Annotated in this window: 17 protein-coding genes; 4 read left to right on the top strand and 13 right to left on the bottom strand. The window is 63.6% G+C overall.

Annotation, left to right across the window (positions count from 1 at the left end; translation table 11 throughout):
* Window positions 1-88: 88 nt before the first annotated feature.
* The 12 genes from lpdA to thiS all read right to left on the bottom strand — a co-directional run bounded on the left by lpdA (window position 89) and on the right by thiS (window position 14,193).
* Window positions 89-1,480 (bottom strand): dihydrolipoyl dehydrogenase, encoded by a 1,392-nt coding sequence (gene lpdA / locus ABC969_RS13885; protein ID WP_345865698.1) that lies wholly within the window; start codon window positions 1,478-1,480, stop codon window positions 89-91.
* Window positions 1,481-1,600: 120 nt separating this feature from the next.
* Entirely contained in the window at window positions 1,601-2,839 is a 1,239-nt protein-coding gene (gene odhB / locus ABC969_RS13880) for a 2-oxoglutarate dehydrogenase complex dihydrolipoyllysine-residue succinyltransferase (protein WP_345865866.1), read from the bottom strand.
* 100 nt (window positions 2,840-2,939) lie between these two features.
* Window positions 2,940-5,882: a 2-oxoglutarate dehydrogenase E1 component gene (locus tag ABC969_RS13875; RefSeq protein WP_345865865.1), complete on the bottom strand. Its 2,943-nt coding sequence runs from the start codon at window positions 5,880-5,882 to the stop codon at window positions 2,940-2,942.
* 144 nt (window positions 5,883-6,026) lie between these two features.
* Window positions 6,027-6,911: a succinate--CoA ligase subunit alpha gene (sucD, locus tag ABC969_RS13870; RefSeq protein ID WP_345865697.1), complete on the bottom strand. Its 885-nt coding sequence runs from the start codon at window positions 6,909-6,911 to the stop codon at window positions 6,027-6,029.
* Between the two features lie 59 nt (window positions 6,912-6,970).
* Complete coding sequence (gene mdh, locus ABC969_RS13865; protein ID WP_345865695.1) at window positions 6,971-7,933, bottom strand: malate dehydrogenase; 963 nt, start codon at window positions 7,931-7,933, stop codon at window positions 6,971-6,973.
* 179 nt (window positions 7,934-8,112) lie between these two features.
* Window positions 8,113-9,228: a cell division protein ZapE gene (zapE, locus tag ABC969_RS13860; RefSeq protein WP_345865693.1), complete on the bottom strand. Its 1,116-nt coding sequence runs from the start codon at window positions 9,226-9,228 to the stop codon at window positions 8,113-8,115.
* A gap of 210 nt (window positions 9,229-9,438) precedes the next feature.
* Window positions 9,439-10,224, bottom strand: a complete 786-nt coding sequence (locus ABC969_RS13855) for a succinate dehydrogenase iron-sulfur subunit (protein ID WP_345865691.1) — start codon at window positions 10,222-10,224, stop codon at window positions 9,439-9,441.
* Window positions 10,225-10,303: 79 nt separating this feature from the next.
* Window positions 10,304-10,453, bottom strand: a complete 150-nt coding sequence (locus tag ABC969_RS13850; protein WP_345865689.1) for a hypothetical protein — start codon at window positions 10,451-10,453, stop codon at window positions 10,304-10,306.
* A 46-nt stretch (window positions 10,454-10,499) separates the two neighbouring features.
* A complete protein-coding gene (gene creD, locus ABC969_RS13845; protein ID WP_345865687.1) occupies window positions 10,500-11,915 on the bottom strand; it encodes a cell envelope integrity protein CreD in 1,416 nt (471 codons plus the stop codon).
* Between the two features lie 173 nt (window positions 11,916-12,088).
* Complete coding sequence (locus ABC969_RS13840) at window positions 12,089-12,652, bottom strand: ATP-dependent Clp protease proteolytic subunit (protein WP_345865685.1); 564 nt, start codon at window positions 12,650-12,652, stop codon at window positions 12,089-12,091.
* Between the two features lie 127 nt (window positions 12,653-12,779).
* Window positions 12,780-12,950 (bottom strand): CsbD family protein, encoded by a 171-nt coding sequence (locus ABC969_RS13835; RefSeq protein WP_345865683.1) that lies wholly within the window; start codon window positions 12,948-12,950, stop codon window positions 12,780-12,782.
* Window positions 12,951-13,188: 238 nt separating this feature from the next.
* Window positions 13,189-14,193: a sulfur carrier protein ThiS gene (gene thiS / locus ABC969_RS13830; protein WP_345865681.1), complete on the bottom strand. Its 1,005-nt coding sequence runs from the start codon at window positions 14,191-14,193 to the stop codon at window positions 13,189-13,191.
* A gap of 106 nt (window positions 14,194-14,299) precedes the next feature.
* Between thiS and aroQ the strand changes: the two genes are divergently transcribed.
* The 4 genes from aroQ (at window position 14,300) to ABC969_RS13810 (ending at window position 18,260) form a co-directional block, all read left to right on the top strand.
* Window positions 14,300-14,734 (top strand): type II 3-dehydroquinate dehydratase, encoded by a 435-nt coding sequence (gene aroQ, locus ABC969_RS13825; RefSeq protein ID WP_345865679.1) that lies wholly within the window; start codon window positions 14,300-14,302, stop codon window positions 14,732-14,734.
* A gap of 56 nt (window positions 14,735-14,790) precedes the next feature.
* Window positions 14,791-15,273 carry an acetyl-CoA carboxylase biotin carboxyl carrier protein gene (accB, locus tag ABC969_RS13820; protein ID WP_345865677.1) on the top strand — a complete coding sequence of 161 codons (483 nt, stop codon included), beginning with the start codon at window positions 14,791-14,793 and terminating at the stop codon, window positions 15,271-15,273.
* Between the two features lie 5 nt (window positions 15,274-15,278).
* The gene (accC, locus tag ABC969_RS13815) at window positions 15,279-16,631 is read left to right on the top strand and encodes an acetyl-CoA carboxylase biotin carboxylase subunit (RefSeq protein ID WP_345865675.1); all 1,353 of its coding nucleotides are present in this window, start codon (window positions 15,279-15,281) and stop codon (window positions 16,629-16,631) included.
* A 174-nt stretch (window positions 16,632-16,805) separates the two neighbouring features.
* Window positions 16,806-18,260 carry a phospholipase D-like domain-containing protein gene (locus ABC969_RS13810; protein WP_380807838.1) on the top strand — a complete coding sequence of 485 codons (1,455 nt, stop codon included), beginning with the start codon at window positions 16,806-16,808 and terminating at the stop codon, window positions 18,258-18,260.
* 15 nt (window positions 18,261-18,275) lie between these two features.
* Here ABC969_RS13810 and ABC969_RS13805 read toward each other — a convergent pair whose 3' ends face one another.
* Window positions 18,276-18,734: a PAS domain-containing protein gene (locus ABC969_RS13805; RefSeq protein ID WP_345865673.1), complete on the bottom strand. Its 459-nt coding sequence runs from the start codon at window positions 18,732-18,734 to the stop codon at window positions 18,276-18,278.
* Between the last annotated feature and the right edge of the window lie 144 nt (window positions 18,735-18,878).

Here is an 18,878-nt window from a genome sequence, read left to right as displayed (position 1 = left end):
GCCCACGCCGTCGCCCAGCACCGCGCTGCCGCCGGCCGACCGGACCGCGGCAAGGCCGCGTCGTAGCTTGGGCTACGACCCGGCGCGATCAGACGTGCAGCGCCTTGCCGCGCACGGCCATCGCCGCTTCCTTGATCGCTTCGGAATGCGTTGGATGCGCATGGCAGGTATAGGCAATGTCTTCCGACGTCGCGCCGAATTCCATGCCCAGCCCTGCCTCGGCAATCATCGTGCCGGCCACGCTGGCGATTGCCCACACGCCCAGCACCCGATCAGTCTTGGCATCGGCGATGATCTTCACGAAGCCCTCGGGCTCGTGATTGGTCTTGGCGCGGCTGTTGCCCGCCATCGGGAACTTGCCGACCTTCACCTCGCCCTTCTCGCGCGCGGCTTCCTCGGTCATGCCCACGCCGGCGATCTCGGGCCAAGTATAGACCACGCTCGGGATCACGTCGTGATTGACGATGCCGGTCTGCCCGGCGATGTTCTCAGCCACGGCAATGCCCTCGTCTTCCGCCTTATGCGCCAGCATCGGCCCCGGCACGACGTCGCCGATCGCCCACACGCCGGGCACCGCCGTCTGGAAGCGGTGATCGATCTCGATCTGCCCGCGCTGGTTGGCGGTCAGGCCAGCCTTCTCGAGCGCGAGGCCGTCGGTATTGGGGCGCCGGCCGATCGACACGAGCACGCAATCCGCCTCGATCGTCGTCGCCTCGCCGCCCGCGGCGGGCTCCAGCGTCAGCGTGGCGGTATCGCCCGAGACGGCGACGTTGGTCACCTTGGTCGACAGCACGAACTCGATGCCCTGCTTCTTGAAGATCTTGTTCGATTCTTTGCGGATTTCGCCATCGAAGCCGGGCAGGATCTGGTCGAGATATTCAACGCAGGTCACCTTGGCACCAAGCCGGCGCCACACGCTGCCGAGCTCCAGCCCGATCACGCCGCCGCCGATCACGACCAGATGCTGCGGCACCCGATCGAGCTCCAGCGCTCCGGTCGAATCGATGACCACCTTCTGGTCGATCGTCACGCCGGGCAGCGGCGTCACGCTCGAGCCGGTGGCGATGATGATGTCCTTGGCGGTCACCGCACGCTCGCCGACCTGCACAGTATGCGCATCGACGAAGGCGCCGCGGCCCTTGATCCACTCCACCTTGTTCTTCTTGAACAGGAAGGCGATCCCGCCGGTCAACTGCTTGACCGCGTCGAGCCGCTGCGCATGCATCTGCGGCAGATCGAGCTCAGGCGTGACCTTGATGCCCATCTTGGCCATCGTCCCATTGGCCGCCGCATCGAAATATTCGCTGGCATGCAGCAGCGCCTTGGACGGAATGCAGCCGACGTTGAGGCAGGTGCCGCCCAGCGTCTCGCGGCTTTCGATGCACGCGGTGCGCAGCCCAAGCTGCGCCGCGCGGATCGCCGCGACATAGCCGCCGGGGCCGGAGCCGATTACCAGAACGTCGAAATCATAGTCAGCCATTGTCATCTCCACCCCGGCGCACGCCGGGGTCCAGTTGCGGGACGGATATGGTGAGCACCGCGCCCGATTACATCTGCCATCCCGACTGGGCCCCGGCGTCCGCCGGGCTAGTCAAAGACCTTACAAATCGATCAGGATCCGCGTCGGATCTTCGATCGCGTTCTTGAGCGCGACGAGGAACGTCACGGCTTCGCGCCCGTCGATCAGGCGGTGATCATAGCTCAATGCGAGATACATCATCGGCCGGATCACGATCTGCCCGTTGACCACGACGGCGCGGTCCTCGATGCGGTGCAGGCCGAGCACGGCGCTCTGCGGCGGGTTGATGATCGGGGTCGACATCAGCGAGCCGAACACACCGCCGTTGGAAATGGTAAAGGTGCCGCCCTTCATCTCGTCCATCTTCAGGCTGCCATCCTTGGCGCGGCGGCCGAAATCGCCGATCGTCTTTTCGACCTCAGCCACCGACATCTGATCGGCATCGCGCACCACCGGCACGACGAGCCCGCCCGGCGACGACACCGCGACCGAGATGTCGGCATAATCGTGATAGACGATCTCGTCGCCCTCGATCGAGGCGTTGACGCTGGGGATGTCCTTCAGCGCCATGCACGCCGCCTTCACGAAGAAGCCCATGAAGCCCAGCCGCACGCCATGCTTCTTTTCGAACAGATCCTTGTACTTGGCGCGCGCCTCGATCACCGCGGTCATGTCGACGTCGTTGAACGTGGTGAGGAGCGCAGCGGTATTCTGCGCTTCCTTGAGGCGCTTGGCGATCGTCTGGCGCAAACGCGTCATGCGCACGCGCTCTTCCTTGCGACCGGTGGAGGCGGCGACAGGCGGCGCAACCGCGGCCTCGGCGGCAGGTGCCGGCGCGGGCTTGCTGCTCGCTGCGGTGGCGACATCGTCCTTGGTGATGCGGCCGTCCTTGCCTGTGCCCTTAACGGTAGAGGGATCGACGCCGTGTTCGAGCACCGCGCGGCGCACCGATGGCGACAAGGCCGCCGGGCCATCGCTCGATGCAGGGGCCTGCTGCCCCGCCGTCGCCGCAGGCGCGGATTCGGGAGCAGGCGACGACAACACCGCCGGCTGCGGCGCGGCAGCGCTGGCGGGCGCGCCGTCGCCGGCATCGATCGTCGCGATCATCGCACCGACGAGCACCGTGTCACCGACCTGCACGGCATGCTGGCCCATGACGCCGGCGACCGGGCTCGGCACTTCGACGGAAACCTTGTCGGTCTCCAGGCTGGCGATCGGCTCATCCGCGGCGACCTTGTCGCCGGGCTGCTTGAGCCATTCGCCAAGCGTCGCTTCGGTGATCGATTCGCCCAGGACGGGGACTGTTACTTCGGTTGCCATCTTGCTCACTTCCTATTGTGCTCCTGCGAAAGCAGGAGCCTAGGGTTACTCTGTCGTACCCTCGGTTCCCGCGTTCGCAGGAACACGGGGATGCCGGCTCTTAATTCTTCTGCGTGCGGCGGATTTCGCCGCGCACATTATGGCCCAGCGCATCGGCAACGAGCGCCGCCTGCTCTAGCTGGTGACGCTTCATCAGCCCGGTCGCCGGCGAGGCCGAGGCTGCGCGCCCGGCATAACGCGGCCGCTGCACCCGCCCGCCAGCCTCGATCAACGCCTGTTCGATGAACGGCTCGATAAAGCTCCACGCGCCGTTATTCTTTGGCTCTTCCTGCGCCCACACGACCTCTTCGAGGTTGGGGAGCGCCTTGAGGCGCTTGACCAACGGCTCGCCGGGGAAGGGATACAGCTGTTCGAGCCGGACGATCGCGGTGTTCTGATCGCCGGCGGCATCGCGCGCTTCCATCAGATCGTAGGCCACCTTGCCGGTGCACAAAACGAGCCGCTTGACGTTCTCCGCCGCCGGCGCGGATGGATCACTCAGGATGCGCTTGAAATGGCTGTCGCCCAGGAAATCCGCTGCCTGCGATACCGCCAGCTTGTGGCGCAGCAGTGATTTGGGCGTGAAGATGATCAGCGGCTTGCGGAAGCTGCGATGCATCTGCCGGCGCAGCAGGTGGAAATAATTGGCCGGCGTGGTGCAGTTCGCAACCTGCATATTGTCCTGCGCGCACAGCTGCAGGAACCGCTCGACGCGCGCCGAGCTATGCTCCGGCCCCTGCCCCTCATAACCATGCGGCAGCAGCATGACGAGGCCGTTGGCGCGCAGCCACTTGGCTTCGCCGCTGGCGATGAACTGATCGATCATGATCTGCGCGCCGTTCATGAAGTCGCCGAACTGCGCCTCCCACAGCACCAACGTCTTGGGATCGGCCAGCGCATAGCCATATTCGAACCCGAGCACGCCATATTCGCTAAGCGGGCTATCGAGCACCTCGAAATTGCCATGCTGCATCGTCTGCAACGGTACGTACTTGTGCTCGTCCGTCTGATCGACCCACACCGCATGCCGCTGGCTAAACGTGCCGCGCCCCGAATCCTGGCCTGACAAGCGCACGCCATACCCTTCCGAGAGCAACGCGCCGAAGGCCAGCGCCTCGCCCGTCGCCCAATCGAAATTGGCGCCAGATTTGAACATCTCGCGTTTGGCATCGAGCACGCGGTTAAGCGTCTTGTGCACGGTCAGACCCTCGGGGACCGTCGTCAGCGTACGACCAAGCGAATCGAACAGCTTCTGCTCGATACCGGTATCCACGCTGCGCCGCGCCGTTTCGGGATCTGCCGGTGAATGCAGCCCTGACCAGCGCCCCGCAAACCAATCCGCCTTGTTCGGCTTGTAATTGGCGCCAGCCTCGAACTCGCCTTCCAGCAGGGTCGTGAACTGCTTGATGTTCTCGTCGATCCAGGCGCGATCGATGACCTTTTGCTCGATCAGCTTGGCGGCATACACTTCGCTGACCGGCGGGTGTGCGCGGATGCGATCATACATCAGCGGCTGGGTGAAGCTCGGCTCGTCGCCCTCGTTATGGCCGAAACGACGATAGCACCACATGTCGATGACGACGTCGCGGTGGAATTTCTGGCGGAATTCGATCGCCATCTTGGTGGCAAAGGTCACCGCTTCGGGGTCGTCGCCATTGACGTGGAAGATCGGCGCCTGGACGCCCTTGGCGACGTCCGAGGGGTATGGTGACGAGCGCGCGAATTGCGGGCTGGTGGTGAAGCCGATCTGGTTGTTGATCACGAAATGCACGCAGCCGCCGGTATTGTAGCCGCGGATGCCGGAGAAACCGAGGCATTCCCACACGATTCCCTGGCCGGCGAACGCCGCATCGCCATGGATCAGCACCGGCAATGCCGCCTTGTGCTCGCCAAGATCGCCGGCGATCGTCTGGATCGCGCGGACCTTGCCCAGCACGACCGGATCTTCGGCTTCCAGATGCGAGGGGTTGGCGACCAGCGACATATGTACGCTGATGCCATCGAACTCGCGATCGGTGCTCGTGCCCAGATGGTATTTCACGTCGCCCGAACCGGCCACGTCATCGGGGTTATCCGATCCCCCGCCGAATTCGTGGAAAATGATACGGAACGGCTTGGCCATCACGTTGGTCAGCACGTTGAGCCGGCCGCGATGCGCCATGCCGAAGACGATCTCGTTGACGCCAAGCTGGCCGCCATATTTGATCAGACTTTCGAGCGCCGGAATCATGCTCTCGCCGCCGTCCAGCCCAAAGCGCTTGGTGCCGACATATTTGCGACCGCAGAATTTCTCCCACTGCTCGGCTTCGATCACCTTGTTGAGGATCGCCTTCTGCCCCAGCGGGGTGAATTCGATCGCCTTGTCCTTGCCTTCCATGCGGTCCTGCAGGAAGCGGCGCTCCTCGACATCGGCGATGTGCATGTATTCGAGGCCGACATTGCCGCAATAATTGGCGCGCAGGATGTCCACGAGCTCGCGCACCGTCGCCCATTGCAGCCCCATCGTGCCACCGAGATAGACGGGACGATCGATGTCGGCATCGGAGAAGCCGTGATATTCGGTTTTGAGATCGGCCGGCAGCTCGCGCGTCGGCTTCAGCCCCAGCGGATCGAGATTGGCGGCGAGATGCCCGCGGACACGGTAGGTGCGGATCAGCAGCATGGCGCGGATCGAATCCGCCGCGGCCTTGGCGATCGCTTCCTGGCTCGGCGCCGCCGACGGCGCGGGCGCTGCGGCGGGCTTGGCGCCACCACGCGCCGGCTTGGGGGCGGGCTCCATCTGTGTCGGATCGAGCGCGGCGGTCAGATCATCCGTGCTGGAGAGCGGCCAATTGGCCTGCTCCCAGCTCGGGCCCTGCGCGGAGCCTTCCAGCCCCTCGAACCAGGTGCGCCAGCCCGGCTCGACGCTCTCGGGCGAGTCCTTGAAACGCGCATACAGCGTCTCGATGAAGGCCGGGCTCACGCCACCGGCAAAATCCGCGAAATCCTGGCCTTCATAGCCCATCATGTTCGTCCTTCTTCCCCTCTCCCCTTGTGGGAGAGGGAGGGGCCCAAGCGAAGCTTGGGAGGGTGGGGGGACACGCACGTGGCCCTAATCCCCCTCATCCGGCCCTGCGGCCACCTTCTCCCACAGGGGGAGAAGGATTTGTTACCCGTTCAGTACCGCCAGCAAAGTCGTGCCGAGTTCCGAGGGGCTGTCCGCCACCCGAATGCCCGCCGCTTCCATTGCCGCGATCTTGTCCTCAGCGCCGCCCTGGCCGCCCGAGACGATTGCCCCGGCATGGCCCATGCGACGGCCCGGAGGCGCCGTGCGGCCGGCGATGAAGCCCGCCATCGGCTTGCTGCGCCCGCGCTTGGCTTCGTCCCGCAGGAACTGCGCGGCTTCTTCCTCCGCCGAACCACCGATCTCGCCGATCATGATGATCGATTTGGTCGCGTCGTCGGCGAGGAACAATTCGAGCACGTCGATGAAGTTGGTGCCGTTGACCGGATCACCGCCGATGCCGACTGCAGTCGTCTGGCCAAGGCCAGCGTTCGACGTCTGGAACACCGCCTCATAGGTCAGCGTGCCCGAGCGCGACACGACGCCTACCGAACCCTGCTTGAAGATGCTCCCGGGCATGATGCCGATCTTGCATTCGTTGGGGGTCAGGACGCCGGGGCAGTTCGGCCCGATCAGCCGCGACTTGGAACCGCTGAGCGAACGCTTGACCTTGACCATGTCGAGCACGGGAACACCCTCGGTGATGCACACGATCAGCGGGATCTCGGCATCGATCGCTTCCAGGATCGAATCCGCCGCAAAGGGGGGCGGCACGTAGATCACCGATGCGGTCGCGCCGGTCGCGTGCTTGGCTTCGGCGACCGTGTTGAAGTTCGGCAGGCCAAGATGCGTCGTGCCGCCCTTGCCCGGCGTCACGCCGCCAACCATCTGCGTGCCATAGGCCAGCGCCGCCTCGGTATGAAAGCTGCCGGTCTTGCCGGTCATCCCTTGCGTGATGACCTTGGTATTCTTGTCGACGAGAATGCTCATGCTAAGCCTTTTCCGTTGGGGAGCGTGCGAGGCATGAGCCCCACGGGCGATAAATGGTGTTAGTTAAGCGAGCCGTCGATCGCCTTACAGGCGACCAGCAGTTCCTTGACCGCGTCGACCGACACGGCGAGGTTGCCCTTGGCTTCCTCGTCGAGCGCGATCTCGACGACCTGCTCGACGCCGCCGGCACCGATCACGACGGGCACACCGACGTACAGGTCATCGATGCCATACTGGCCGGTGAGGTGCGCCGCCGCCGGCAGCACGCGCTTCTGGTCGTAGAGATAGGCTTCCGCCATCGCGATGCCGCTAGTGGCGGGCGCGTAATAAGCCGAGCCGGTCTTGAGCAACGCGACGATCTCGCCGCCGCCGGCGCGGGTGCGCGCGACGATCGCGTCGATCTTCTCCTGCGTCGAGCGACCCATGGCGATCAGATCGGGAATGGGAATGCCCGAGACGGTCGAATACTGGATCACCGGGACCATCGTGTCGCCGTGCCCGCCAAGCACGAAGCTGGTGACATCCTTGACCGAGACCTGGAATTCTTCCGCAAGGAAATGGCTGAAGCGCGACGAATCAAGCACACCGGCCATGCCGACGACCTTGTGATGCGGCAGCCCGGAAAATTCGCGCAGCGCCCAGACCATCGCATCGAGCGGGTTGGTAATGCAGATCACGAACGCGTCGGGCGCGTTGGCGGCGATGCCCTCGCCCACTGCCTTCATCACTTTAAGATTGATGCCGAGGAGATCGTCGCGGCTCATGCCGGGTTTGCGCGCCACGCCCGCGGTGACGATGATCACATCCGCGCCGGCGATATCGGCATAATCATTGGTGCCGGTGATCTTGCCCGAAAAGCCCTCGACCGGGCCGCACTGCGACAGATCGAGCGCCTTGCCCTGAGGCACGCCCTCGACCACGTCGAACAGCACGACATCACCGAGATTCTTGAGCGCCGCGAGATGCGCGAGCGTCCCGCCGATGTTCCCCGCGCCGATAAGCGCGATCTTTTTGCGGGCCATCCACCGTCCTTCGAGTTGCTAAAGTTGCCGCGCCTTAAGCCGGATTTGGCCCGGGGGCAACCTTAATCGGGCCAGATCAGTGAGTTATTGCATATCGTTCGCAATAGCAATTGGGCCAAATGACCGTGCCCGATCGAAAACGCGTTTGTCCATGGATCGTTGCGAAGCCCGAAAAACGGTCAGGCCGCGCCATGCCCAGTCGCCAGATAATCCTCCGAGCGCATCTCCTCGAGCCGGCTGACCGTGCGATCGAACTCGAACCGCCCATCACCCTTTTCGTACAGCTGGTCGGGCTCGGCATCCGCTGCGGCCAACAATTTGACCTTATATTCGTACAACGCATCGATCAGCCCGACGAAGCGCGCCGCCTCGTTGCGGCTGTCCGGCCCCAGCTTGGGAATGCCGACTAGGATCACGGTATGATATTTGCGCGCGATGGCGAGATAATCGGCCGTACCGCGATTGTCGCCGCACAGCTTCTTGAAGCTGAACACCGCCACGCCCTTGATGCTTTTGGGCACGTGCAGCGTGCGCCCGCCCTGCACGGGAATCTCCTCGCTGGGCACATGCGCACGATCCTCGACTGGAAAATCGGTTAGTCGGAAAAACGCGTCGGACAATTGCCGCGTCGCCTCCGCTCCATTGGGCACCAGCCAGGTCTGCTGGCTCCCCAGCCGGTCGCGGCGATAATCGACCGGGCCATTGAGCGTCAGTACGTCAAGCTTTTCGACGATCAGCGCAATGAAGGGCAGAAAATGCTCGCGATTGAGCCCGCCCAGATACAGGTCCGACGGCGGGCGATTGGACGTGGTGACGATCACCACGCCCTGCGCGAGCAATTCGGTGAACAACCGCGACAGGATCATCGCATCCGGGCTGTTGGTCACCATCATCTCGTCAAACGCCAGGCAGCGCGCTTCGGCGGCGATGGCGTGCGCCACCGGCACGATCGGATCCCCCAATTCCTTGGCGCGCTCGACGGCGATGCGCTGATGCACTTCAAGCATGAATTCGCCAAAATGCACGCGGCGCTTCTGCGGGATGGACAGGCAATCAAAGAACAGGTCCATCAGCATCGATTTGCCGCGCCCGACGCCACCCCACAGATACACGCCGCGCGGCGCTTCCGTCTTTTTGGCGAACAGGCGAGAGAAGATGCCCCCGGAGTCGGTAGGCGCCTCCAGCTCGGCGGCAAGCGTCGCCAGCCGCGCCGCCGCGGCGGCCTGCGCCGGATCGGGCCGGAGCTCGCCTGAGGCGATCAGCGCAGTATAGGCGGCAAGGACGTTGGCAGGCATCAAGGGTATCTTTCCGGTCAGCGGCGATCCCCTACTTTCTTCTCCCCACGGGAAGAAGGAGGCGCGCTGGGTCCCATGAAAGTAGTATTTTCATGGGACCCTGCGCGCCGGATAAGGGGCGGTCTCGCTTCAAGGGGCTGTCGTCGCCCCACCCCACGCCTTCGGCGCGGGCCGCTTCCCTCTCCCAGCGGGAGAGGCAACGGGGGTGCATCAAACGATGCGTTCGACTTCCAGCTTCTTGATCTCGGCGATCGCCTTGGCCGGATTGAGGCCCTTGGGGCACACGTTGGCGCAGTTCATGATCGTGTGGCAACGATACAGGCGGAACGGATCCTCCAGCTCGTCCAAACGCTCGCCGGTCATCTCGTCGCGACTGTCGGCGAGCCAGCGATAGGCCTGCAACAGGATCGCCGGCCCCAGGAACTTGTCCGAATTCCACCAATAGCTCGGGCACGAGGTCGAGCAGCACGCGCACAGGATGCACTCGTACAAGCCATCCAGCTTGGCGCGATCTTCCGGCGATTGCAGCCGCTCCTTGCCCGAGGGTGGCGGCGTCACGGTCTGCAGCCAGGGCTTGATCGAGCTGTACTGCGCATAGAAATGCGTGAAATCGGGGACGAGGTCCTTGATCACTTCCATATGCGGCAACGGCGTGATCGTGATATCGCCCTTCACGTCTTCCATCGCCGTGGTGCAGGCGAGCCCGTTCTTGCCATCGATGTTCATCGAGCACGAGCCACAGATGCCTTCGCGGCACGAGCGGCGGAAGGTCAGCGAGCTGTCCTGCTCCGATTTCATCTTGATCAGTGCATCGAGCACCATCGGACCGCACGAATCGAGATCGATTTCGAACGTATCGTAGCGCGGATTTTCCGCGGTATCGGGATCGTAGCGATAGACTTTGAAATTCTTGATCCGTTTCGCGTCGGCAGCGGCTTTATGGACCTTGCCCTTCTTCGTCACGATGCTGTTTTTGGGCAGCGAGAATTCGGCCATGCTCTACGGTCCCTAAGGCGGATAGCTAATCCAGGTCGGCTATGCCTTTCGCACTCGCAGCGCAACCCCTTCTACGCCGTCAATCCGGGCGGTTGGCCAGCACGCTATCGAGCCAGCCGGGGAAGCGCGCATCGAATTCGTTGCGGCGCAGCGTGTGAAGTATTTGGCCATTATGCAGCGGGGTTTCAACCAGCCAAGGGCGACGCAAAACGCTTAGACGGCTGGACATTGTTCCGTCCGACAGCTGCGCTGGTGGTTGCCGCCGCGGCTCGCGGTTACTCTCCACGATCGGTTGGGGAGCGCTTGATGTTACTTTGTCGTCCCGCCTGCCCCCAATCGAGCTGCCGCGTGAGATACATCACTGCCGACAATGCCGCGAACAGCAGCAGCGCACCAATCAGCAACGAATATGCCTCCAGACTAAGCAGGATATACAGCACGCCGTACAGCGCCGTCAGAAGCCCGGCGATATAGGCGCCGCGCCGCCAACTGCGCAGCACCGCCGAGGAATAGGCCGTGAGCAGGCCGATGATCGCCGCCGCCGCCAGGATATAAGCCAGCGTAAAACCGATCACTTCGGCAAAAGCCAGCAGCAGCACGAAGAACAACACCAGGCCTGCACCGACCAGCAGATATTCCACCGCCGCCACGCGCACCCCGCCGATCACGTCGAACATCAGAAAGGCGATGAAGGTGAAGCCGATGAACAGAAAGCCATATTTCACGGAGCGATTGACCTGGCTGTACAGATCCACCGGGGTGACCAGATCGACCCGCGCCTCATAATCCCCCGCCGCCTGGCCCAGCGAATCGACGCCTCGTGCGCTATATGGATTTTGCGCCTCCGGCTTGGCCTGCTCGCCCGACACCAGCGCACGCCCCAGCGCCAGATTGCCGACGCGCCACGTGGCGATGAACCCCGCATCGTTGATCACGCGATTGATCGGCAAGAAACCGCCGCTGAAGCTCGGATGCGGCCATTTCGAACTTACCGTCCAGCGCGTATCACCGGCTTGCGGCAGCAGCGACAGCCAACCATTGCCGCGAAACGCATAATCGAACCGCACCGTGAGGGCGCGCGCGCGGATCGGCGCGGCATCGAGCCAGGTAAAGAAGCCCGAGCCATTGGTCTCGCTCGGCCCCTTGCCCGGCTGCAACACGAGCCGCGCGCCATCCACGCTGACCGAGGGCGGCGGCCCGAACAGCCCGCGTGCATCGCGTAGACCGAAGCGCAGTTCGGCGCGCTCGAAGGCAAGCCGATCAAGCGTCACCCCGAAGCGCTGCAAATCCGCCGGCAAGGCGAATTTAGCGGTGCCGGTGATGCGCGCTTCATAGACCACTGCGTCGTAGATCGAGCGCTGGCGACGTTCGGTGGTGAGATCGGACCGTATATCGGCCACATCCGGCGCCAACGTCAGCTCGCGCCACACAGTATTGGTCCTGGTCACCTGCTTGCCGGCTTCGGTCACCGTCTCGCTGACCTGCTCGGTGTAGGGAATAACCAGCGCCGGCCCGGCAATGCTCTGCGGCCCGCCCCACCCCTCGGCAATCGACGAGCGCGCAGTTTGCGACTGGCTCTGGCGGTCGTAGACTAACAGATAAACGGCAAATAGCGGGATCGCGAGAAGCACCCCGATCAGGACCGCGAACAACAATTTGCGGCCGGGCGTACGGTCGGCAGTGTCCGGCATGTAGTGGCGCTCCCCTCGATCGGGGCGAGGATATGGGATAATGGGGAGTTCGACCATCCTCCCCGTCACCCCGGACTTGGTCCAGGGTCTGCTGTGCCGCAATAATGGCGCATCCATGTCGCGCATCGCACGCCGCTTGGTGGACCCCGGACCGAGTCCGAGGTGACGACCGATCAGATCACGTCGAGCACTAGCCCTAGGTCGCGCGCTTCCTCCGCCTCGATATACCAGTTGGCGGGCGCCTTCTCGCGCAGATCCTCGAAATCAACGTTGCTGCCGCGCACGATGTCGTGGAAGCCCTCTTCTTCGATCTGGATCGAATGCTCCACTTCGTGCAGCGCGGCCTTGATCGACGCCACCACCATGCGGAGCGGGCCATCGAGGTTGAGCTCCTTGGAGATCTTGCGCTCGTGGATCATCAGCCGCGTGCGTCGCGTCAGGAACCGGCGATTCACTGGAAACGCGGCCATGAACGTCGCACCGGCCGAATAGACCGCGACCTTGCCCAGAAACAGCATTTCGCGCCCATCATGTTCCACGAGTAGCCGGATATCGTCCGCCATCGTCCGCGCGACCTCGGGGTCCCCGCCCAACGTGGTCAGTGCGACGACTAAGGTGCCCTCGTCGGGGCAAGGTTCGAGCTGTTGCCGGAAGCTCTGATACATGAGCTGATCGACCGGGCCGGACAGGAGGATGTGCGGCTTGGCGAGAAGCGGATATTTGATGTCGTTAGCCATGTTCACAGCAACGGGGCATGGGGGCGCCGAGTTCCGCCGTGACACGATTTCTTTGGGCGGTTTCGGCCTTATGCAAAAGGCCGCGCCGGTTGCCCGGCACGGCCTTTAAGCGGCGCTGATGCGTCGATCAGATATCGTCGCCGAGCATGCCTTTGATCTTGCCCTTGACCTGCTCGCCCTTGCCTTCGACTTCCTGCGCCGCGCCTTCATCGCGCGTGGCGGGATTGTCGCTGTGCTGCTTGGCCTTGCCAATGGCTTCGTTGACATTGCCTTTGATCTTGTCGGTGAGTTCACCCATGTTCTGTCTCCTGCGTCGCGCCGGATGGCGCGATCATTGTAATAGGAGAACGGACGACGCGCGGCGCGGTTCCTGCCGCTTCGAGCCGCCATCCCGCGCGGAGAACCGTTGGACGCAGGTGGAGGCTGGAGACGCCGTTACCCGTCACCCCAGCGAAAGCTGGGGTCTGATGCGGTTCTGTCATGTGCGAACCGCTTGAGATCCCAGCTTTCGCTGGGATGACGACGGTGCAGCAGCGTCAGATCAGCCCCGACAGCGGGCTCGACGGATCGGCATACATCCGCTTTCCCATCCGCCCAGCCAGATACGCCATCCGCCCGCTTTCCACGCCGGCCTTCATCGCCGCCGCCATCAGCACGGGATCCTTCGCCTCGGCGATCGCGGTGTTCATCAGCACGCCGTCGCAGCCCAGTTCCATCGCCGCCGCTGCATCGGAGGCGGTGCCGACCCCGGCATCGACCAGCACCGGCACGCTGGCACCCTCGACGATCAGCCGGATCGTCACCTTGTTCTGAATGCCCAGGCCCGATCCGATCGGTGCACCCAGCGGCATGATCGCCACCGCGCCGACATTCTCCAGCCGCTTCGCCGCAATCGGATCGTCGACGCAATAGACCATCGGCTTGAAGCCCTCGTTGGCAAGGATTTCGCACGCCCGCAGCGTCTCGACCATATCGGGATACAGCGTCTTGGCCTCGCCCAGCACCTCGAGCTTGACCAGCTCCCAGCCGCCCGCCTCGCGCGCTAGGCGCAGCGTGCGGATCGCCGATTCGGCGTCGAAGCAGCCCGCGGTGTTGGGCAGATAGGTGATCTTCATGGGGTCGATGAAATCGGTCAGCATCGGCGCGTTGCGATCGCTGATATTCACCCGCCGCACCGCCACGGTGACGATCTCTGCGCCCGATGCCGCGACCGCCGCCGCATTTTGCGCGAAATCCTTGTATTTGCCCGTGCCGACGATCAGCCGCGAGGTGAACGTCTTGCCCGCCACGCTCCAGCTGTCGGGCCTGGTCACCGGCTCATGATCGCCACCGCCCACGAAATGCACGATCTCCAGTTCGTCGGCATCCTCGACCATCACCTCGGCCAGTGTCGAGCGCGGCACGATCTCGGCATTGCGCTCCACCGCGACCTTTTCCGGCACCAGCCCGAGCTCGGCGGCCAGCTGCGCGATGGACAGGCCACTGCGCACGCGCTTATGCTCGCCATTGACCGTGATCGATACCGTTCCGTCGCTGTGCACATCATTCTCCGTGGTCGCCGCGCCAACGCCCACCCGCGCAGGGGTTGGTCGGCTCGTCCCAGTCATATAGGGTTGCGACCGACACACCTTCAATCGAAAGCCGCCCGTGACCGACACCATCTATGTGCTGAACGGCCCGAATCTGAACCTGCTCGGCCTGCGCGAACCCGAAATTTACGGCGATGACACGCTCGACGATATCGCCGGCATGCTTGAGGATCGCGCCCGCGAGCTCGATCTGCGCATCGACATGCGGCAGTCGAATCACGAAGGGCATCTGGTCGATTGGCTGCATGAGGCGCAGGCCGAGGGGGCAAGGGCGGTGATCCTCAACGCCGGCGCCTATACGCACACCTCGATCGCGATTCTCGATGCCATGAAGGCGATCGTCACGCCCGTCATCGAAGTGCATCTGTCCAATCCGCACGCGCGCGAATCTTTCCGCCACCGTAGCCATATCAGCCGTGCCGCTCGTGGAACCATCGCCGGGTTCGGCGCGCTTTCCTACGTGCTGGCGCTTGAAGCTGCCGCGCGACTCTGACAGGACGCCGCCGATAAAGGGAATGGGGTTCCCGTATAAATGGAGTTCAGGGTCGCATGACCGATATTACCGAAACCGATGGCATGCGGATCGATGTCGATCTGGTGCGTCAGCTCGCGCAGCTGCTCGATGACACCTCGCTGACCGAGATCGAGGTCGAGGATGGCGGGCGCAAGATCCGCATCGCGCGGAAGGCCGCCGCCGCCGCGCCGGTCGCTGCGCCGGTCCATTATGCGCCCGCGCCGACGCCGCTGGCGAGCGCCAGCACACCCGTCGCCAGCGATCCCGCGCCTGCCGCGATCCCCACCGATGCGGTCAAATCGCCGATGGTCGGCACCGCCTATCTGTCGTCCGATCCCACCGCGCGGCCGTTCGTCGCGATCGGTGACAAGGTCGCCGCGGGGGACACGCTGCTGATCGTCGAAGCCATGAAGGTGATGAACCCGATCCTCGCGCCCAGCGCCGGCACCGTCACCGCGATTCTGGTGCAGGACAAGCAGCCGGTCGAGTTCGACCAGCCGCTCGTGGTGGTCTCGTAAGCTCGATGCCCAAGATCAAGAAACTGCTGATCGCCAATCGCGGCGAGATTGCGCTCCGCATCCACCGCGCGTGCCACGAAATGGGCATCGAGACGGTCGCGGTGCATTCCACCGCGGATGCCGATGCGATGCACGTGCGGCTCGCCAATCAGGCGATCTGCATCGGACCGCCGGCCGCCGCCGAATCCTATCTCAACATCGCCAACATCATCTCGGCGGCCGAGATCAGCGGCGCCGATGCGATCCATCCGGGCTATGGCTTTCTGAGCGAAAACGCCAAGTTCGCCGAGATCGTCGAGGCCCACGGCATCATCTTTGTCGGCCCCAAGCCCGAACATATCGTCACGATGGGCGACAAGGTCGAGGCCAAGCGCACTGCCGGGCGGCTCGGCCTGCCGCTGGTCCCCGGCTCGGATGGCGCGATCAGCGACGTCACCGAGGCGAAGGAAATCGCCGCGCGCATCGGCTATCCGGTAATCATCAAGGCCGCCTCGGGTGGCGGCGGGCGCGGCATGAAGGTGTGCACGTCAGAAGATCAGCTCGAAACGCTGATGAGCCAGGCGGGCAGCGAGGCCAAGGCGGCGTTCGGCGATGCCACCGTCTATATGGAAAAGTATCTCGGCAATCCGCGGCACATCGAATTTCAGGTGTTCGGCGATGGCAATGGCAATGCCATTCATCTGGGCGAGCGCGATTGCAGCCTGCAGCGCCGCCACCAGAAAGTGCTCGAGGAAGCCCCCTCCCCCGTGCTTGGCCAGGAAGACCGCGAGCGCATGGGCGCGGTGTGCAGCAAGGCGATGGCCGATATGGCCTATCGTGGCGCCGGCACGATCGAGTTCCTATGGGAAGACGGCGAGTTCTACTTCATCGAGATGAACACGCGGCTGCAGGTCGAGCATCCCGTCACCGAGATGATCACCGGGCTCGATCTGGTGCGCGAGCAGATCCAGATCGCCGAAGGCCGCCCGCTGACGCTGCGCCAGCAGGATGTGGTGTTCCGCGGCCACGCCATCGAATGCCGCATCAATGCCGAGGATCCCCGCACCTTCGCGCCCTCGCCCGGCCTGGTGAAGATGTTCCACGCGCCGGGCGGCATGCACGTTCGCGTCGATAGCGGGCTGTACACCGGATACCGCGTGCCGCCTTATTACGATTCGATGATCGCCAAGCTGATCGTTTACGGCACGACGCGCAACGGCGCGCTGCGCCGCCTGCGCCGAGCGCTGCAGGAATTCGTCATCGAAGGCCCGACCACGACCATCCCGCTGCATCAGGCATTGCTCGACGATCCCGATTTCCAGGCCGGTGATTATACGATCAAATGGCTGGAGGAATGGCTGGCGAAACAAGACGACTGACCGGCGCTTTTCCCGTCACCCCGGACTTGGTCCGGGGTCCACCAAGCGGCCTGGCGGCTCCCCGGAAACAGGTCCGGCAGTGCGGCCCGGTGGACCCCGGAACAAGTCCGGGGTGACGGTTTCTAGGGGCATCTGCCCGAACAACCAGGGGGCATTCCACGTGCGGGCGAGACTGTGAGCATCCTGGAACCCGGCCGCAATTGCTGGCGCATCGAACCCGCCACGCGCGCGACCGTGATCGTCGACGCGGAACGCTATTTCAAGATGGCGCGCGCCGCGATGCTCAAGGCACGCTCGCAGATCTTGCTGGTCGGCTGGGATTTCGATGCGCGCATCGATCTCACCCCCGACGGCGATGTCAGCGATGGCGCGCCGCGCACGATTGGCGATTTCATCTACTGGCTGGTCCAGCGCAATCCCGGTCTCCGCGTGTACACGCTGCGCTGGGATACCGGCGCGATCAAGACATTGGGCCGCGGCTCGACCATCTTCACCATCGCCAAATGGATGATGCACAAGCGCATTGCCACTAAGCTCGACGGTTATCATCCGTTCGGGGGCTCGCATCACCAGAAAATTATCGTGATCGACGATTGCCTGGCCTTTGCCGGCGGCATCGACATGACCTCCGAGCGGTGGGACACGCGCGAGCATCGCGATGATCAGCCACACCGCACCGTGCCCGGCGGCAAGAAACAATATAAGCCGTGGCACGACGCCACCACCGCGCTCGCTGGCCCCGTTGCCAAGGCGCTTGGCGAACTGTGCCGCGATCGTTGGGAATTGGCCGGTGGCGGGCGTCTTCCGGCGCCTGCCCAAGCCGAGGATTGCTGGCCCGAGGCGCTGGAAATCGATTTCACCGATGTCGAAGTGGCGATTTCGCGCTCCGAGCCGGAAATGCCCGATCGCCAGCCCGTGCTCGAGATCGAGCATCTGTATCTCGATCTCATCGCCAGCGCCAAGCGCACGATTTATGCCGAGAGCCAATATTTCGCCTCGCGCAAGATCGCCGAAGCGCTTGCGCGCCGGCTCGACGAACCCGACGGCCCCGAAATCGTCATCATCAACCCAACGACGGCGCAAGGCTGGCTTGAGCCGATCGCGATGGATAGCGCGCGCGCCCGGCTGATCGAGGCGCTCCGCCACCGCGACGTACATCAGCGGCTGCGGATGTATCACCCGGTCACTGCGGGCGGCGAGCCGATCTATGTTCACGCCAAGATTCTGGTCATCGACGATGAAGTGCTGCGCGTCGGGTCGTCCAATTTCAACAATCGGTCGATGCGGCTCGATACCGAGTGCGACGTGACAATCGATGCCGATCACGGCGCCGATCGTGCCTGTATCATCTCGATCCGCGACGGGCTGATCGCCGAACATCTGGGTGTCGCCCCCGAACTGGTGGCGGCGCGCATCATCGAGACGGGCTCGCTGATCGCGGCGATCGAGGGTCTCCGCGGCGAGGGGCGTAGCCTTATCGATTATGAAGTGCCGGATGTTGGCGCGGTCGAGAAATGGCTCGCCGATAACGAGGTGCTCGATCCCGAAGGGCCAGCCGAAATGTTCGAAGGGTTCAGCAAACGTGGGCTGTTCCGTCGTCCTTGGCGTTGGCTTTGGCGGCGGCGCTGATTGCCGCCGCCAGGGTTATCCCCCGCGCGGTATCATCGGCTCCAGGATCGAGCGATATCCTGCCATCTCGGCAGTGATATCCTGCTTTGTGCCATGAATCACCGTGGGGCGCCCATTTTCGCATTGCACTGCGGCAGAAATCCTAATCCAGCGCAATTCGCCATCTACGCGACGAATCTGCACCTCGATGGTAAAGCTGCCGCCCGTCTCCAGCGCCGCCGCGCGCACCTGTTCCAGCTTCAGCCGCGATTCGGGCATATACAAGTCAAGCGTCGAGCGCCGATCGATCGCTGCATCACGCGGGATACCGAAAAGGTCGAACACGCCGATCGACCAACTCAGCCTATCCGTCGCTAAATCACACTGCCACGCTGCGGGAAGCGAAGGCAGAAATGGCGTGTCCTCGCGATGCCAGGCCGGCAGCGGCGTCCCAGCATCCGGCAGCAGTGCGATCAGATGACGATGGCGATACATGCTGGAGATGCCCTTTGGTCGCCATGGTTAATGTCATAAAGTCCCAACGGCAAGAAAATTGATATATATCAATTCTATTTCTGTGGCTCGGACGCTCGCATGTCTGGGGTGACGCAGGGCGCACGTGCCGCTATTGCACCCGAC

It is taken from the genome of Sphingomonas qilianensis, assembly GCF_039614825.1.
In the GTDB taxonomy this organism is placed as follows: Bacteria; Pseudomonadota; Alphaproteobacteria; order Sphingomonadales; family Sphingomonadaceae; genus Sphingomonas; species Sphingomonas qilianensis.
This window is presented reverse-complemented; position numbering and strand designations above follow the sequence as displayed.

Excerpts from the sequence above, each read along its gene's own strand:
- lpdA (WP_345865698.1), bottom strand. The coding sequence starts at position 1,480 with ATGGCTGACTATGATTTCGACGTTCTGGTAATCGGCTCCGGCCCCGGC.
- odhB (WP_345865866.1), bottom strand. The coding sequence starts at position 2,839 with ATGGCAACCGAAGTAACAGTCCCCGTCCTGGGCGAATCGATCACCGAA.
- ABC969_RS13875 (WP_345865865.1), bottom strand. The coding sequence starts at position 5,882 with ATGGGCTATGAAGGCCAGGATTTCGCGGATTTTGCCGGTGGCGTGAGC.
- sucD (WP_345865697.1), bottom strand. The coding sequence starts at position 6,911 with ATGAGCATTCTCGTCGACAAGAATACCAAGGTCATCACGCAAGGGATG.
- mdh (WP_345865695.1), bottom strand. The coding sequence starts at position 7,933 with ATGGCCCGCAAAAAGATCGCGCTTATCGGCGCGGGGAACATCGGCGGG.
- zapE (WP_345865693.1), bottom strand. The coding sequence starts at position 9,228 with ATGCCTGCCAACGTCCTTGCCGCCTATACTGCGCTGATCGCCTCAGGC.
- ABC969_RS13855 (WP_345865691.1), bottom strand. The coding sequence starts at position 10,224 with ATGGCCGAATTCTCGCTGCCCAAAAACAGCATCGTGACGAAGAAGGGC.
- ABC969_RS13850 (WP_345865689.1), bottom strand. The coding sequence starts at position 10,453 with ATGTCCAGCCGTCTAAGCGTTTTGCGTCGCCCTTGGCTGGTTGAAACC.
- creD (WP_345865687.1), bottom strand. The coding sequence starts at position 11,915 with ATGCCGGACACTGCCGACCGTACGCCCGGCCGCAAATTGTTGTTCGCG.
- ABC969_RS13840 (WP_345865685.1), bottom strand. The coding sequence starts at position 12,652 with ATGGCTAACGACATCAAATATCCGCTTCTCGCCAAGCCGCACATCCTC.
- ABC969_RS13835 (WP_345865683.1), bottom strand. The coding sequence starts at position 12,950 with ATGGGTGAACTCACCGACAAGATCAAAGGCAATGTCAACGAAGCCATT.
- accB (WP_345865677.1), top strand. The coding sequence starts at position 14,791 with ATGACCGATATTACCGAAACCGATGGCATGCGGATCGATGTCGATCTG.
- accC (WP_345865675.1), top strand. The coding sequence starts at position 15,279 with ATGCCCAAGATCAAGAAACTGCTGATCGCCAATCGCGGCGAGATTGCG.
- ABC969_RS13805 (WP_345865673.1), bottom strand. The coding sequence starts at position 18,734 with ATGTATCGCCATCGTCATCTGATCGCACTGCTGCCGGATGCTGGGACG.